General features: G+C 33.6%; 15 protein-coding genes, 2 pseudogenes, 2 riboswitches and 1 other annotated feature. Of the genes and pseudogenes, 13 read left to right on the plus strand and 4 right to left on the minus strand.

The annotated features are described in order from the left end of the window. The first annotated feature begins 5 nt into the window (after positions 1-5). Together CHB72_RS17215 and CHB72_RS17220 are read left to right on the plus strand one after the other, a co-directional pair. On the plus strand, positions 6-458 hold the full coding sequence (locus CHB72_RS17215; RefSeq protein WP_089284132.1) for a 4Fe-4S dicluster domain-containing protein: 453 nt from the start codon (positions 6-8) through the stop codon (positions 456-458). Further along, positions 455-1,681, plus strand: a complete 1,227-nt coding sequence (locus tag CHB72_RS17220; protein ID WP_089284114.1) for an NAD(P)/FAD-dependent oxidoreductase — start codon at positions 455-457, stop codon at positions 1,679-1,681. The genes CHB72_RS17215 and CHB72_RS17220 overlap by 4 nt, the downstream gene beginning before the upstream one ends. Before the next feature lie 297 nt (positions 1,682-1,978). Here CHB72_RS17220 and CHB72_RS17225 read toward each other — a convergent pair whose 3' ends face one another. After that, complete coding sequence (locus tag CHB72_RS17225) at positions 1,979-3,559, minus strand: ClC family H(+)/Cl(-) exchange transporter (RefSeq protein WP_089284115.1); 1,581 nt, start codon at positions 3,557-3,559, stop codon at positions 1,979-1,981. 414 nt (positions 3,560-3,973) lie between these two features. Here CHB72_RS17225 and CHB72_RS27430 point away from each other — a divergent pair, with 414 nt between their 5' ends. The 6 genes and pseudogenes from CHB72_RS27430 to CHB72_RS17255 form a co-directional block, all read left to right on the plus strand. After that, a complete protein-coding gene (locus tag CHB72_RS27430) occupies positions 3,974-4,312 on the plus strand; it encodes a transposase (RefSeq protein ID WP_242975174.1) in 339 nt (112 codons plus the stop codon). Positions 4,313-4,327: 15 nt separating this feature from the next. Further along, positions 4,328-4,564: a hypothetical protein gene (locus tag CHB72_RS27435; RefSeq protein ID WP_242975175.1), complete on the plus strand. Its 237-nt coding sequence runs from the start codon at positions 4,328-4,330 to the stop codon at positions 4,562-4,564. A gap of 93 nt (positions 4,565-4,657) precedes the next feature. Further along, positions 4,658-4,863, plus strand: a binding site (T-box leader). Between the two features lie 211 nt (positions 4,864-5,074). Further along, the gene (locus CHB72_RS17235; protein WP_242975176.1) at positions 5,075-7,036 is read left to right on the plus strand and encodes a TRAP transporter permease; all 1,962 of its coding nucleotides are present in this window, start codon (positions 5,075-5,077) and stop codon (positions 7,034-7,036) included. Positions 7,037-7,069: 33 nt separating this feature from the next. Next, the gene (locus tag CHB72_RS17240) at positions 7,070-8,062 is read left to right on the plus strand and encodes a TAXI family TRAP transporter solute-binding subunit (protein WP_089284116.1); all 993 of its coding nucleotides are present in this window, start codon (positions 7,070-7,072) and stop codon (positions 8,060-8,062) included. Between the two features lie 537 nt (positions 8,063-8,599). Continuing rightward, the gene (locus tag CHB72_RS17250) at positions 8,600-8,983 is read left to right on the plus strand and encodes a DUF1016 N-terminal domain-containing protein (RefSeq protein WP_089284117.1); all 384 of its coding nucleotides are present in this window, start codon (positions 8,600-8,602) and stop codon (positions 8,981-8,983) included. 36 nt (positions 8,984-9,019) lie between these two features. Further along, a pseudogene (locus CHB72_RS17255) lies at positions 9,020-9,151 on the plus strand (DUF255 domain-containing protein); the annotation flags it as partial. A gap of 81 nt (positions 9,152-9,232) precedes the next feature. On the opposite strand, the gene def reads toward CHB72_RS17255, so the two are convergent. Both def and CHB72_RS17265 read right to left on the minus strand, forming a co-directional pair. After that, positions 9,233-9,685, minus strand: a complete 453-nt coding sequence (gene def / locus CHB72_RS17260; protein WP_089284119.1) for a peptide deformylase — start codon at positions 9,683-9,685, stop codon at positions 9,233-9,235. Beyond that, positions 9,686-9,922: a helix-turn-helix transcriptional regulator gene (locus tag CHB72_RS17265; RefSeq protein WP_089284120.1), complete on the minus strand. Its 237-nt coding sequence runs from the start codon at positions 9,920-9,922 to the stop codon at positions 9,686-9,688. It abuts the gene before it with no gap. Between the two features lie 186 nt (positions 9,923-10,108). Here CHB72_RS17265 and CHB72_RS17275 point away from each other — a divergent pair. Next, positions 10,109-11,236: pseudogene (locus CHB72_RS17275) on the plus strand (thioredoxin domain-containing protein). A gap of 27 nt (positions 11,237-11,263) precedes the next feature. On the opposite strand, the gene CHB72_RS17280 reads toward CHB72_RS17275, so the two are convergent. Further along, positions 11,264-11,953, minus strand: a complete 690-nt coding sequence (locus tag CHB72_RS17280) for a TVP38/TMEM64 family protein (protein WP_176431437.1) — start codon at positions 11,951-11,953, stop codon at positions 11,264-11,266. Between the two features lie 369 nt (positions 11,954-12,322). Here CHB72_RS17280 and CHB72_RS17285 point away from each other — a divergent pair, with 369 nt between their 5' ends. The 4 genes from CHB72_RS17285 to CHB72_RS17300 all read left to right on the plus strand — a co-directional run. Continuing rightward, positions 12,323-12,793 carry a tRNA (cytidine(34)-2'-O)-methyltransferase gene (locus CHB72_RS17285; protein WP_089284124.1) on the plus strand — a complete coding sequence of 157 codons (471 nt, stop codon included), beginning with the start codon at positions 12,323-12,325 and terminating at the stop codon, positions 12,791-12,793. A gap of 84 nt (positions 12,794-12,877) precedes the next feature. Further along, complete coding sequence (locus CHB72_RS17290) at positions 12,878-13,720, plus strand: DegV family protein (protein ID WP_089284125.1); 843 nt, start codon at positions 12,878-12,880, stop codon at positions 13,718-13,720. A 237-nt stretch (positions 13,721-13,957) separates the two neighbouring features. Further along, a riboswitch (glycine riboswitch) is annotated at positions 13,958-14,080 on the plus strand. A 3-nt stretch (positions 14,081-14,083) separates the two neighbouring features. Beyond that, positions 14,084-14,159, plus strand: a riboswitch (glycine riboswitch). 152 nt (positions 14,160-14,311) lie between these two features. Further along, positions 14,312-14,695, plus strand: a complete 384-nt coding sequence (locus CHB72_RS17295; RefSeq protein ID WP_089284126.1) for a GrdX family protein — start codon at positions 14,312-14,314, stop codon at positions 14,693-14,695. 68 nt (positions 14,696-14,763) lie between these two features. After that, positions 14,764-14,948 (plus strand): NAD(P)/FAD-dependent oxidoreductase (locus tag CHB72_RS17300; RefSeq protein WP_141131476.1); only part of this gene is annotated, 185 nt, incomplete at its 3' end.

Consider the following 14,948-nt stretch of genomic DNA (forward strand, 5'->3'; position numbering starts at 1 on the left):
ATATTATGAGAAGAATTATGATTCAAAGAGATCTGTGTATGGGCTGCCTAAATTGTGGGCTTGCCTGTATGGCAGAACACAATGAGAAGGGCAAGAGTATATATGATTTGGATCTTGAAGATTTAAAGAATGAAAGCAGAAACCATATAGGGCTGGATAAAGAGAGACGTCCCGTACCTATATTTTGTAGACATTGTGATGAACCTGAGTGTGTATATACCTGTATGAGTGGGGCTATGACGAAAGACAATGAGACAGGAAAAGTGGCCTATGATGAAAATAAATGTGCCTCCTGCTTCATGTGTGTTATGGCATGTTCCTATGGGGTGTTGAAGCCAGATGATGTGGGAAAGAAGGTGGTTGTAAAATGTGACATGTGCATGGATCGGGAAATGCCTAGGTGTGTTGAGAACTGTCCTACCGGCTGTTTGTATATAGAAGGGGGGAACCAAGCATGAAGTATTTGATTTTGGGCGCCAGTGCAGCAGGAATCAGCTGTGGCAAAACTTTACGAGAGCTGGATCCAAACGGAGAGATTACGGTTGTATCTGCGGATAACAGGATTTATTCAAGATGCATGCTGCATCATATGATGGGAGGAGAGAAGAGTGTAGAGGAATTGAACTTTGCGGGAGATGATTTTTTCTCCAGATACAACATATCGTGGATAAAGGAAACCCGGGTACAAAAGCTGAAGGTAGGGGAAAAAACAGTACAACTGGAAAATGGAAATATATTATCCTATGATAAATTACTGATCGCTACAGGGGCCCATGCTTTTATTCCTCCAATCAGTAATTTGCGGGAAGGAAAAGGGGTATATCCTTTAAGAAATTTGGAGGATGCCCTTGCTATTACTGAAAGAGTCAAAAAGGTAAAGGATGTACTGGTACTGGGTGCAGGTCTTGTAGGAATCGATGCAGTCATGGGGCTGATCAAGCACGGTCTTCATGTTACTGTAGTAGAGGTAGGGGATCGAATACTGCCCATGCAGCTTGATAAGCTTGCAGCCTCCAACTACGAGAAACTGTTGAAGATGAAGGGTGTGACCTTCTATACGGGGATAGGCCTACAGGAGGTGGAGCTGGATGAAGAGAATTGGGTTAAGGCAGTAAAGCTGCAGGAGGGTAGACGTATCAACTGTGAAATGATTATTGCTGCAACTGGTATTCGACCTAACATCGACTTTATAGAAAAAGACACCATCAAGATGGACAGAGGGATCCTTATCAATGACAGGTGTATGACTAATGTAAAAGATGTCTATGGGGCAGGGGATGTGTGTAGCACCAGCCCCATATGGCCAATAGCAGTCAAACAGGGAACCGTGGCAGCCTATAATATGACGGGGACCGAAAAGCGATTGGAGGATTCTTTTGGGTTGAAAAACTCCCTTAATTTCCTAGAATTGCAGACGGTTTCCCTTGGACTAACAGAGGCTCCTGATGACAGTTTTACGGTGATGCTTCAACATTATAAGAATAATTATAAAAAAGTGATTTGTAAAGACGGCGTCATATATGGTGCCATCCTTCAAGGAGATATCTCCTACTGCGGGGTCTTGACCTATTTGATCAAAAATAAAATCAATATTTCTCATATAGATAAAGATATCTTTGACATCGAATATTCTGATTTTTTCAAGATGAAGGAAAACGGAGAATATGAATATACTGTATAAGCAGATGACCGAAATCTACGATTTCGTATTAGTCGCTTATACAGGGTGAAACAAAGAGCTGCTGAATTTATATCAGCGGCTCTTTCGATTAATAGATGCCTATTAAATTCAATATTGGTAATCCTGATCACAGGAACAAAAGATGACATGCAAAAAGCTACCGACATGATCCTTGGGATGATTTGTGAGTATGGTATGAGTGATTTAGGACACAGAACCTTTTTAAGTAGAGCGATAAAAAGTTTACAACCCTATTTCCACAGTATTGGTTGAAGTAGGGTTGTAACTTATACTTAATTATAGAATTGGTTTTCCACTCATTTCTAATAGTTGTTCCTTAGTAGAGGCTGCCTCATTTTCATTTACTAAAACATGCAGATAATCTCCAGAGTAAATTATTGTATTTCCTTTAGGGATAAGCTCCTTTACTCCTCTTTTTATACCAACAAGTAAACAATTACTAGGCAATTTAAGTTCTTTTATTGCTTTACCATCCATCTTAGAATCTATACATATGGATACTTCCAATACGATTTTGTTTCTACTATCTCCAATGAACTCATCTATACCATTGTTTTTTAGCAGTCTTTCTAATAAAGATTCGTAGATAGGCTCTGATTTTAATAAGTCTGCAACTACATAAGCTACAAGAGATATTATGCTTAGAGAAAGTAAGTGAGAAAATGAACCAGTCATTTCAGTAATTAAAATACTACCTGTAATAGGTGCTCTGACAATAGCAGTAAAATATCCTGCCATTGCAAGGATAATAAAGTTATTGATATATTCAGTATTAAAGCCAAAGAAATGAACTAATATATTACCATAAACAGCACCAGTTAAAGCGCCTAGCACTAGGAGGGGGAAAAATATTCCTCCAGGGGCTCCTGAACCATAGCTTATCATGGAAAATATAAACTTAATAGAAAGAATTATTAACAACATTTTTATGGTGAGGTTGTCGTTAATCAATGAATCTATTAGTGAATGTCCTCCTCCTAGAACTTGAGGAAAAGTAAAAGCTAACAAACCTGCAACTAAGAAGGGAATCATTGGTCTAAATTTAACTGGAAGCCATTTTTGCTTCGCATAAATATCTTGAGTTTTTAGTAGAGAAGAGTTAAATACAGCTCCGAAAACTCCTACAATAATCCCAAGAAAAACAATATAGCCATAAGATTCAAGAGGTAAAGGTAAAACATTGTTAAAGGTAAAAACAGGTTTTAAACCAAAGAAATGTTTTGAAATAAAATCTGCTGTTAGTGAGGCGGACATTGCTGATAATAGTATAAGAGGAGAAAAATGCTTATGAACTTCTTCAAGAGCAAACATTACTCCAGCTAAAGGTGCATTAAAGGCAGCAGCAAGTCCTGCAGAAGCTCCACTGGTAATTAAATATTTCTCTTCAATTTTAATTCTCTTGAAAATCTTACTGACTCCTTGTCCCATTGTAGCGCCAAGCTGTATAGAAGGGCCTTCTCTTCCCAATGATAAACCTGCTCCTATGGAAATAACTCCACCAATAAACTTTGTAATAATAACAGATAACCAATTCATATTAATCTTTCTAAGAAGAACACCTTCTACTTGAGGTATTCCACTTCCGCTTATTAAAGGTTCCTTCTTAATTAATACTCCAACAATATAGGCTAAAATTATCAAAAATAAAAGCCATATAGGTATAAGTATATATTTTGGAACAGCAAGACTCAAAATGAAAGGTCTTAATTCTTCAGCTTTTTCTAATGCGATTCTATAAAATACTATCAAGAATCCAGAAAATATACCTACAATAATACCCTGCACTAAGAGTTTAAGTCTAAAGTTTTGCCAATGGGATAATGTATTATAGGTATCATTTTTATGAATACTGTCCATTATGCAATCCCCCCCTTTTTGTTGAATTTATATTTTAAATACAGATATTATTATAGACCTAACAGATTAAATTATCAAATTAAATTGTAATGTTATGTATCTTCATATTAACCCTGTGGACTGGTTTTCTTAGACTGAAGAAGTTTTTGTTAAGAGAAAAGGCAAAAAACAGACAAGGAACAGACAAGAGGACAGGGACTTGTCTGGTAAGACGAGGTGTGATAGAATTTTCATGAGGTGGTTGATATGCCAAGGTAAGCACGGAAAAAGAGTAAAACAGGAATTTATCATATCATGATTAGGGGAATAAACAGGCAAACAATATTTGGAGACGATGAGGATTGCGTCAAATTTATTGAAACAATACAGCAAAGTAAAGAAAAAGGTGGATTTGAGCTTTGAGGATATTGCTTAATGGGAAATCATGTTCATTTATTGTTGAGAGAGGGGAGAAAAGGGATATCACTTTCAATGCAAAGAATATGCTCTAGTTTTGTATATTGGTATAATTGGAAATATGATCGTTTTGGACATCTATTTCAGGAACGGTATAAAAGTGAAGTTGTAGAAAACGAAGCGTACTTGATAACAGTATTAAGATATATACACCAGAATCCTGTTAAGGCTGGTATAACAAATACAGTAAAAGGATATAAATGGAGTAGTTATCATGAATATATTGATAAACAGAATATTATAGATACTGAATTCATATTAAAATTGTTTGCTAAAGAAAAACAAATAGCAAAGTAGAGATTCGAAACCTATATGAATGAAGTTAACAAAGATATTTGTTTAGATTATGAAGAAAGACATAGGATTGCGGATGAAGAGATAATTAATCTAATTGAAGAAAAATACGGAGTAGAAAAAGGCTTTCTTCATTTGTTGGAAAGGCAAAAAATGAATAAGATATTGAGTGATTTGAAAACGATAAATGGTGTTACAATAAGGCAACTTGTGAGAGTAACAGGAGTAAGCAAGTTTATGGTTGAAAAGGCATAACAGACAAATCCCTGTCCCAATGTCTGCTATTGCTACATAGTTGACATTGGTTGAAAAATATGATAACTTAATTATACTTAATAATTGAATAATTATAAAACAGTGATAGGGATAAGTAAACAAATACAAATGCTTTAAAGAGAGTGGGGAAAGGTGAAAGCCCATAAGCTATGGTTGTTGAAATTCACCCTTGAGTTGCAGGCTGAAATCTAAGGAGATTAAGCCCAGCCGGTTTAATGCCGTTATTTAAATGAGATATAAATTTGGATGGTACCGCGAACAGACTATTCGCTCCAGTGGGGAGAATAGTCTGTTTTTTTATTGTAAAATTAGCAAATAAATTTTAAAGGGATTTTTAAATGAAAAAATCATCCATGACTTCAGCTTTTCCTGTAGCATCTAGCATATTTTCTACACATTTTGGGGGCATCTAAAGGGAGGGATTTTATGTAGGTAACTATTTTCAAAAAATAAAATTCATAACTTATAAAAAGAAAGGATGGTTTTTTCTTGAGCGCACTAGAGAAAAAGGACTTAAATGAAATAGAAAGAGATGCTCAGAAGCTATTAGAGGAAAAAGATGCAGATATGCGTATTAGAAACTATAATGGTTTCTTTAGTATAGGCGTAACGATTCTTTTAATCGGATGGACAATTTTTCAACTGTATTTTAATACTTTAGGAATGATGGATGCCATTACTTTAAGAGCTTATCATGCGATGTTTTTAATGCTATTTACTTTCTTACTCTATCCAGGTTATAGTACAGAGAAAAGGAAAAGAAAATTTATACCTATTCAAGATGGTTTGTTAATATTCTTAACGGTCCTTGTTTTTGGATATTTGGTTTTAAACTATCAAAGAGTAGCTATGTCAGGTGGATTTTTAAATCAAACTGATTTAATCATAGCTGGGTTAGGTATTATCTTAGTATTAGAGGCAGGAAGAAGGACGAGTCAAAATCTAGCTATTTTAGCAGTAATTTTTTTATTGTTTAATTGGTTTGGAAAATTTGTACCAGGCTCCTTAGGACATTCTGGATTTACTTTAAAAAGAGTGTTAAGTCATATGTTCTGGGGAAGTCAAGGAATCTTTGGTGTAGGTATAGGTGTTAGTGCCACTTATATATTTATCTTTGTTATTTTTGGAAGCTTCTTAAAGTACAGTGGATTTAGTCAGTTTATTAACGATATAGCACTAACCTTAGTAGGACGTTCTCCTGGAGGCCCAGCAAAGGTTGCGGTACTTGCAAGTGCCCTTTTGGGGATGATTAATGGTAGTGCTATTGCCAATGTAGCCACTACTGGAACTATCACAATACCCTTAATGAAAAGAACAGGATATAAAGCTGAATTTGCAGCAGCAGTAGAGGCAGTAGCATCTACTGGAGGACAATTTGCACCACCAATCATGGGAGCTGTAGGGTTTGTTATGGCAGAATTTTTAGGAATAAATTATACACAAGTAATGATTGCTGCCTTTTTACCAGCTTTTTTATATTACTTAGGAATTATAGTTTCTGTCCATCTAGAAGCAAAAAAATTAGGACTTAAAGGACTTTCAAAGGAAAATATTCCAAATGCTTTAGAGGTGATAAAAGAAAGAGGTCATTTAATTATTCCTCTAGTGGTATTAATCGGAATGATGATGTTGGGATATACACCACTGTTTTCAGCAGTTGCTGCTATTTTTTCTACATTAATATCATCTTGGTTTAGAAAAGAAACCAGAATGGATTTAAAGACCATTATGATGGCAACAGCAGAAGGTGCAAGAGGTGCTATTGGAGTAGGAGTATCATGTGTATTGATTGGTCTTATTATTGGAACCGTTTCTTTAACCAGCCTGGGATTAAACTTTGGTTATGTGGTTTTAGAAGTCGTAGGAGAAGGTCAACTTTTCTTAGGCGGATTTATGGTAATGATTATGAGCATAATCTTAGGGATGGGTGTTCCAGGTGTAGCTGCATATGTTATTGTGGCAGCAGTAGCAGTACCTGTACTAATTAATGTAGGTGCAACGCCAATGGCTGCACATATGTTCTGCTTAATTTATGCTTGTTTATCGAATATCACGCCGCCAGTAGCGATGAGTTCTTATGTAGCAGCAGGTATAGCTAAATCAGACCAAACCAAGACGTCACTGACTGCCATTAAATTAGGTATTACAGGGTTTATTCTGCCATTCTTCTTCTTAAATAATCCTCTTTTATTAATTGGTAGTGTAGAGGATATATCCCTGTTATTGACAATTAGAACATTGCTTACTGCTTCTATTGGGGTGATTTGTTTAGCAGCAGGAACAGAGGGAATGTTGATTAAAGAATGCTCTAATATTACTAGAATCTTGTTGATTATCGTTGGACTTTTTGCTATTGATCCAAAGCTGCAAACAGATATTTTGGGGATTATTGTATTAATAATCATTACGATTATACAAATGAGAAGTAAAGAGCATGCTTTAACAATTTAGAATATAAATCAAAAAATGAGGAGGAAATGTTAAATGAAAAAAGTATTGTTATTAATCCTAGCATCTATGATGATTTTATCAGGATGCGCTGCAAAAACAAATGAAAGTCAGGCTTCAAAAGAGACTGGAGGAAAAGAAACAGTAACAATTAATATTCCAACTGCAGCAACCACAGGAGCACTTTATCCCTTGGGATCATCTATAGCGAACTTGTGGAGTAATGATTTAAACTATGTAAAAGCTAGTGCACAAGCTTCCAATGGAGGGATAGATAATTTAAACCTACTACAAAGTGGGGAAGCTCAAGTAAGTATGGCTGTAACTAGTGTAATGTATCAGTCTTATAAAGGGGAAGCAACCTTTGAAGGAAGGCCTAATGAAAAACTAAGAGTGATTTCTGGGCTATACTACAATCCAAATCAAGTAGTTGTAAAAAAAGAATCAAATATTAATAGCTTAAAGGATATAGCAGGGAAAAATTTTGCTTCGGGTGCACCAGGAAGTACCACAGAAGTAGAAACTAAACTACATTTAACTGAAGCAGGTGTTAGTTATCCAGATGGATTAAAAGTACAATTTATTGGTTTTACTGAAGCAATCGATCTTATGAGAAATAAGCAATTAGATGGTGCTTGGATTATGGCAGGATTACCTACTGCTGCAGTTACAGAAATTACTACTACTGCAGATGGTAAATTGATTTCCATTGAAGAGGATGTAATTACTAAATTACAAGAACAATATCCTTGGTATGCAAAGTATACTATTCCAGCAGGAACTTATGATGGGCAAGAACAAGATATAACAACTACCGCAATAAAGATGGCAATATTTACAACTGCAGATATTCCAGAGGATGTAGTATATGATTTAACAAAATCCTTTTGGGAAAATATAGATACTTTAAAACAATCTAATAATGCATTAAAAAACTTAAAAATAGAAGATGCAGTTACAGACTTAGCGGGACTTCCACTACATGATGGTGCAATTAAATATTATAAAGAAGTAGGAGTTCTAAAATAAGAATTAGGGGTCTGGCACCCAATATCAGGTGAGTTAGCACAATTTAATGCAACCCTTGGGGGCTGTTGCAAAACGAACTAAATAGTTCGTTTTGCAACAGTCTTAATTAAAATACAGTATGAAAGGAGATAGTGTTATACCTAATAATAAAAGACCCAATCGTTTGATCAATGAAAAGAGCCCTTATTTGTTGCAACATCCTTATAATCTGCGTGGGGCAATGAGGCGTTTGAGAAAGCTAAAAATGAGGATAAGCCTATATTTCTTTCGATTGGGTATTCTTAGGTATAAATATTTGTTGTCATTGTTGTCATGTAACCTATTAACTGCAAATTTATTTAAAAAAGTAATCCTCTCAGTGTATACTTTGAGGAGTTTTTTAATAGTAAGGTATAAATCTTTTATAAAGTTTTGATAAGAGAGTTTGTTCGTCTGATTGAATTGTAATATAATCCCAAGACTGATATAATAAAATATATATTACTGTAAATATGTGGCATTTATAATTGCTCTAATTTGTGAATTTGGGGTAAATCCATGGAAACCAATGAAAAAATGAAAAGTTTTGATGAAATAGTAGCTTTGATAGATAATGCAAGAAATAATGCTATCAAGAAAGCCAACGAAGAATTGATTATGCTTTATTGGAATGTTGGACAATATATCAGCCAAAAAGTAGCCGCTGCAGAATGGGGAGATTCAATTGTTGACGAGCTTGCTGATTTCATTAAAAGCAATTACCCTAAAATCAAAGGTTTTAATAGACGAAGGCTTTATCGGATGAAGCAATTCTATGAAACTTATAAAGATAATGAATTTGTGTCACCACTGGTGACACAAATAAGCTGGACAAATCACTTAACGATTTTATCTAAAACTAAATCTATGGAAGAAAAAGAATTGAGACTGTTGAAAAAGTAAATTTATTTATAAAAAAGAAACTCAACAAATAGATTAGCCAATGAAAAGTCTCCATATTTGATGCAACATGCATACAATCCTGTTGATTGGTTTCCTTGGAGTGAAGAGGCTTTTCAGAAAGCGAAAGCCGAAGATAAACCTATCTTCCTATCTATTGGGTATTCCTAGCGTTGGTCATAGTAGGCTTGTTGCCATTGGTGGCAATTCGGTTAGTTGAACCAATAATTTAATCGACTTTGTAGAGTAATATTATTTTATATACTCAGTAACTAAATCAGTAAAAAGAATACCTTCTAGATGGTCAATTTCATGACAGAAACATTTTGCTAAATCGCCTGTGCCTGTCAATATAATCTTCTTACCATTTTCATTTAATGCTTGCACAGTTACCTTTGCGGGTCTTTTTAGTTTTCCATACCTATTGGGAATGCTTAGACATCCTTCTATAACTTCTTGGTATCCTTCGTGACTGATTATCATTGGATTGACTAATTTTATAAGACCTTGGCCCATATCTATAACAACCAATCGTTTTAGTATACCTATTTGTGGTGCTGCTAATCCTCCACCATTTTCTGTACTATACATCGTATCAGCCATATCATTTAGTATTTGTCTTATTCTGTCATCTATTACTTCAACAATTTTGCTCTTTTTTCTTAGTATTTCATCATCAAAGAGTCTAATTTGTCTTATTGCCATTTAAATTACACCTCTACTTTGTTGTGCTCTAGATTTTCTTTCACTTTCTTCAAAAAGGAAAATCTCTTCTATGGAATAATTAAATATTTTGCTAATATCATAAGCTAACCATATAGATGGCTCATATTTTTCTGTTTCAATGGCATTAATTGCTTGTCTTGAAACTCCTACAAGCTGACCTAATTGTTCTTGAGTAAGTTCAAGAGATTCACGCAATTCTTTTAATCGGTTTTTCAAAAACAATCCCTCCTGTAATGTTTACCTTACATTATAAATATAGCTCTAGTTAATTTAAATGTCAAGCTAATCTTACATATAGCATTAAAATATTATTCCAAAAGAATATGGCGGATATAATCGGAGAAAATACAATAAGGTAAATAAGTTTAGAAGATTATAAATAAAACTAGGAGTTGATGCCTTATGACTAATAATAGAGAATCCAATAGATTAATCCATGAAAAGTCCTTTTATCTTTTACAACATGCTAATAATCCTGTTGACTGGTTTCCATGGGGCCAAGAGGCATTTGAAAAAGCAAAAGCCTAGGATAAGTCTATATTTCTTTCCATTGGCTATTCAACCTGTCATTGGTGTCATGTGATGGAGCGAGAGTCTTTTGAGGACCAAGAGGTAGCAGATATTTTAAATGAGTATTTTATATGTATTAAAGTAGATAGAGAAGAAAGACTGGACATTGATAATATTTATATGACGGTTTGCCAAGCCTTGACGGGGCAGGGAGGCTGGCCATTAACTATTTTCATGATACCAGAAAAAAAACCATTTTATACAGGAACCTATTTCCCAAAGAGAAACAAATATGGGCACCTAGGATTAATCAATATATTAACCAGAGTAGAAGGTATCTGGAGAAATAATAAAGAACAATTAGTTGAAACCAGTAAAGAAATACTTGAGACTGTAAAAAAATCATTAGAGGCAACTTCAAAAGAGACAATTAGTAAGGATATAGTTCATGAAACCTATAATGAATTTTCTCATTTTTTTAATTCTGTTTATGGAGGCTTTGGTACGAAGCCCAAGTTCCCCACACCCCATAATGTTTCTTTTCTTTTGAAATATTGGAAGGCAACAGGTAAGGAAAGGACATTAACGATTGCAGAAAAAACATTGTCTTCGATATATAGAGGAGGTATTTTTGATCACATAGGCTTTGGCTTTGCTAGATATTCTGTAGATGAAAAGTGGTTGGTGACCCATTTTGAAAAAATGTTGTATGATAATGCTCTGTTGGCTACTGCATATATAGAAGTCTATCAAGCAACTGGTAAAGAGTTGTATAAAGATATAATAGAAAAAACTTTCATTTATGTCTTGAGGGATATGACTTCTGAGGAGGGCGGATTCTATTCAGTTGTTTTAAATAATAATAAATCTCAAATATATGAAATAGTACCTTTCATAGAAAAACAAGGAATGATAGAGGATCAACCAACTGCTTATGTCTGCGAAAACTTTGCTTGTAATACACCTACTTCTGATATTGAGCAGTTCACAAAGTTGCTAATGGCTTCAAATAGATTGTAGTACAAGTTCCAGTTAATAGCTGGAACTTTATTTCTTTTCATCTGTGATTTTCAGTTTTTTAAGTATTATAGGGGTTAACGCTAATAGACTTAATAGAATAAAAGCCAATATATTTCCGTTGGTTAAAACTTCTTTTGGTGATTCAATACCCACTAGATTTACTCCTGCATATGCATAGATAATGGAGCTAGGGATTATACCAATAGATGTAGTCCAAATAAAATCTTTGGTGGATATATTCGTTAATCCACAAAGAAGATTAATTAAAATAAAAGGAAAAACTGGGACCAATCTTATGGATAAGAGATAATACTTACCATTCTCTTGTAATGATTTATTAAATGACGATAAATTTTTTTTATACTTGTTTTGAACCCAGCTACCAATATAATGCCTAGATAATAGGAAAGTAATGGTTGCACCTATTGTAGCACTAATATTAATAAATAGTACAGCCTTTGACACACCAAATAGAAAACCGCCTAGAAGAGATAATATAATAGCTACGGGTACTCCTAATGTAGCAATAATGATATAAATGACTATATAAGAAAGAAGAGAGACGAAGTAATGATTATGCACAAAGTTTTTTAGGAGAATTTTATAGCTTTTCAAATTTTCAAAAGACAAAATTTTCGTTAGATCTAAATAGTGTATTAAAGAAAAAACTAAAATAAATAAAATAACGATAATAACTATTAAATATGTACGATTCACTTTTACCTTCTCTCCCAATAAAATATAGAATGATAACAAGCTTAATAGAAAGTGGAGGACACTGATACTAATATTCCAAATTTATGAAATTTTATGTAATTGTCGGGAATACTCGTGAATTCATTCGTGAGATGCATTGGCAATATTTTTTCATTTAAGTCTTATTAGAATGTTTGTCTTCAAGACGGAATCCTATAATTTTAATCGTAGAAGGTTCATGTCTAAGTATTTATATTTAATTTAAAGAAATGTATTTAAACCTAGTATGGAAAATTATATAATATATGATATAAAAGAAATATATGATGTAATAATATACTTATAGATCACTCTAGGTCATACACTATTATTAGAAGTAGGAGGATAAAAATGACACTACACCTTGTATTATTAGAACCAGAAATTCCACAAAATACCGGGAATATTGCAAGAACTTGCGTTATAACTGGTGCTCCATTACATATTATTGGTCCCACAGGATTTTCTTTAGATGAAAAGGCTGTTAAAAGAGCTGGTTTAGACTATTGGGAGCTTTTAGATTTTAGATACTACAATGATTACCAAGAATTTTTAGAAAAAAATCAGAATGCAGCTGTTTATTATGCAACTACCAAAGCTGAGAAAGCCCATAGTGATGTAACCTATGAAGATGAAGTATATATTATGTTTGGAAAAGAAACAGCAGGTATACCCAAGGAAATTCTTCAGCAAAACAAGGATAGATGTATTAGAATTCCAATGCTAAATATAGAAAAGGCTCGATCCTTAAATCTATCTAATTCAGCCGCTATTGTTGCATATGAAGTACTAAGGCAATGGGATTATCCTGAAATGCGATAGAGAAGAAAAGTTGATGGAGCAGATCTACTTATAATAGACAGCTTTTAATATATTGCATGTTAATTTTTTCAGAGGAGGTTTAACATGGCTAAGATTCAAATAGTAACTGATAGTATGACGGATATTCCTAAATATCTCGTTGATGAGTATAATATTATTGTGGTCCCATTGACGATTAATTTCGAAGACGGTGAATATCGTGATGGTATTGATCTAACTGGAGAAGAATTTTATAATAAACTAACCCAAGTAAAAGAACTTCCCAAAACATCACAAGTTACTCCAAATAGATTTATGGAGGTGTTCAAAGAGGTTTTGGAAGAGGGGAAAGAAATTATCTGCATCAATGGTTCTTCAAAAGCTAGTGGTACCCACCAGGGGGCATTATTAGCAAAAAATGAATTAGATAATGATAAAATTCATGTATTTGATACAATGGGTTTATGTTTTGGTGGAGGATTTTTTGTATATGAAGCTGCAAAAATGGTTAAAGAAGAAAAGAATATAGAAGAAATTATTGAAAAGCTAACAACAATGAAATCTAAAGTTGATCATATTTTTACAGTAGATACTTTAGAGTACTTAAAAAAAGGTGGAAGATTGAATCCAATGAAGGCTACTATAGCCACTATTTTAAATGTGAAACCAATATTAACAGTAGTAGATGGTTTAGTAGAGTCTTTAGATAAGGTCAGGGGTAGTAAAAAGATAATAGGAAAAATGGTGGAACTAGCGAAGGAAAGAGGGGGAGATTTCTCAAATAAAACCGTAGCAATTGCTCATGCTAATAATCCAGAAAAAGCAGAAGAATTGATGGAAATAGTAAAGAGAGAGTTGAATCCTAAAGAAATTCTTTTAACTGAAATAGGTTGTACCATTGGGGCCCATGCAGGCCCTGGCACTTTAGCAATTTTTTATCCCATTTAAGAATAGAACAATTCTTAAAGACCTAAAGAAAAGTTTTGTTAAATTGACAATAGAAATTATAAATGATTAGGTATTTTACAATGTTAACACTGCTTTTCTTAAATATTTCACAAAAAATATAAGATAGTTTTTTAAAAAACAGTTGATTATGAAAACGTTTCTTATTATAATGAATTTAGATAAAGGATTTTTATACATAAACTGTAAACTATTTAAAAATTAAATATACATTGCTGGAAGAAGGATGCGGGAGAGACTCAATAGTTTAAAGAAATTAAACTTATTGGGCGCCGAAGGAGGAAGCTAAGAAATTCGCCATTTTTTAGTGAATATCTCAGGCAAAAGGACCGTGTTTGGACAGTTCTCTGGAAAGCTTATAAAAAGCACCGAAGGAGCAATTTCTGTATATAGAAAGAAACTCTCAGGTAAATCAACAGAGGTAATTTGTGGCAACAGGGCGTTGACATAAATTACCTCTGTTTTTGTTTTGCCTATTTTCATGTATATTTAAGCAATTCAAATATACATGAAAATAGCATATTTACATAAACTATAAAAGATTGTACAAATGTACAAAATGGAGGGTAAGCTTTGAATAAAATCAACATCATTACTAACAATCCGAAGGTTTGTCAAAAATATAACGAAAATTACAAAGTTACATTTATCGAAGGAACTTACATGGATGTTTTAGCTATTACAAGAGATTTTATACATAAAGGACATGAACTATTAACGCATCCTTTATCTGGTAGCATAAAGCCAAATGAAACTCCTTATAAAAGTATTCTAATTTCAGATCAACCACATACAATGAAGATGCATTCGCTAATGATTATTGAAGACAGCATTCATACAGCAAAGAAATTTATGGAAATGAAAAAAATGCCTAAATGGACTGAGTCTATATTAGAAGATTTTAGTGAAATAGATTATAGATTATTAGAAAGCGGAATAGAAAGTACAAAAATATGATTAATCTAACCTCTTTAAGGTAGTTAATATAATAGAATGATGAAAAAGATACATGAGGAGTGAAAAATATGGAAAAGATTTATGATGTAATCATTATTGGAGGTGGTCCAGCTGGTTTATCTGCAGGGCTATATGCTGCTAGAGGAAAGATGTCAACCTTGATACTAGAAAAAGATAGAACAGGTGGACAAATTGTAACGACTAATGAAGTGGCTAACTACCCAGGTTCTATGGTAGATGCAACAGGACCCTC

It is taken from the genome of Anaerovirgula multivorans (genome assembly GCF_900188145.1).
In the GTDB taxonomy this organism is placed as follows: Bacteria; Bacillota; Clostridia; order Peptostreptococcales; family Natronincolaceae; genus Anaerovirgula; species Anaerovirgula multivorans.

Excerpts from the sequence above, each read along its gene's own strand:
- CHB72_RS17215 (WP_089284132.1), top strand. The coding sequence starts at position 6 with ATGAGAAGAATTATGATTCAAAGAGATCTGTGTATGGGCTGCCTAAAT.
- CHB72_RS17220 (WP_089284114.1), top strand. The coding sequence starts at position 455 with ATGAAGTATTTGATTTTGGGCGCCAGTGCAGCAGGAATCAGCTGTGGC.
- CHB72_RS17225 (WP_089284115.1), bottom strand. The coding sequence starts at position 3,559 with ATGGACAGTATTCATAAAAATGATACCTATAATACATTATCCCATTGG.
- CHB72_RS27430 (WP_242975174.1), top strand. The coding sequence starts at position 3,974 with ATGGGAAATCATGTTCATTTATTGTTGAGAGAGGGGAGAAAAGGGATA.
- CHB72_RS27435 (WP_242975175.1), top strand. The coding sequence starts at position 4,328 with ATGAATGAAGTTAACAAAGATATTTGTTTAGATTATGAAGAAAGACAT.
- CHB72_RS17240 (WP_089284116.1), top strand. The coding sequence starts at position 7,070 with ATGAAAAAAGTATTGTTATTAATCCTAGCATCTATGATGATTTTATCA.
- CHB72_RS17250 (WP_089284117.1), top strand. The coding sequence starts at position 8,600 with ATGGAAACCAATGAAAAAATGAAAAGTTTTGATGAAATAGTAGCTTTG.
- def (WP_089284119.1), bottom strand. The coding sequence starts at position 9,685 with ATGGCAATAAGACAAATTAGACTCTTTGATGATGAAATACTAAGAAAA.
- CHB72_RS17285 (WP_089284124.1), top strand. The coding sequence starts at position 12,323 with ATGACACTACACCTTGTATTATTAGAACCAGAAATTCCACAAAATACC.
- CHB72_RS17290 (WP_089284125.1), top strand. The coding sequence starts at position 12,878 with ATGGCTAAGATTCAAATAGTAACTGATAGTATGACGGATATTCCTAAA.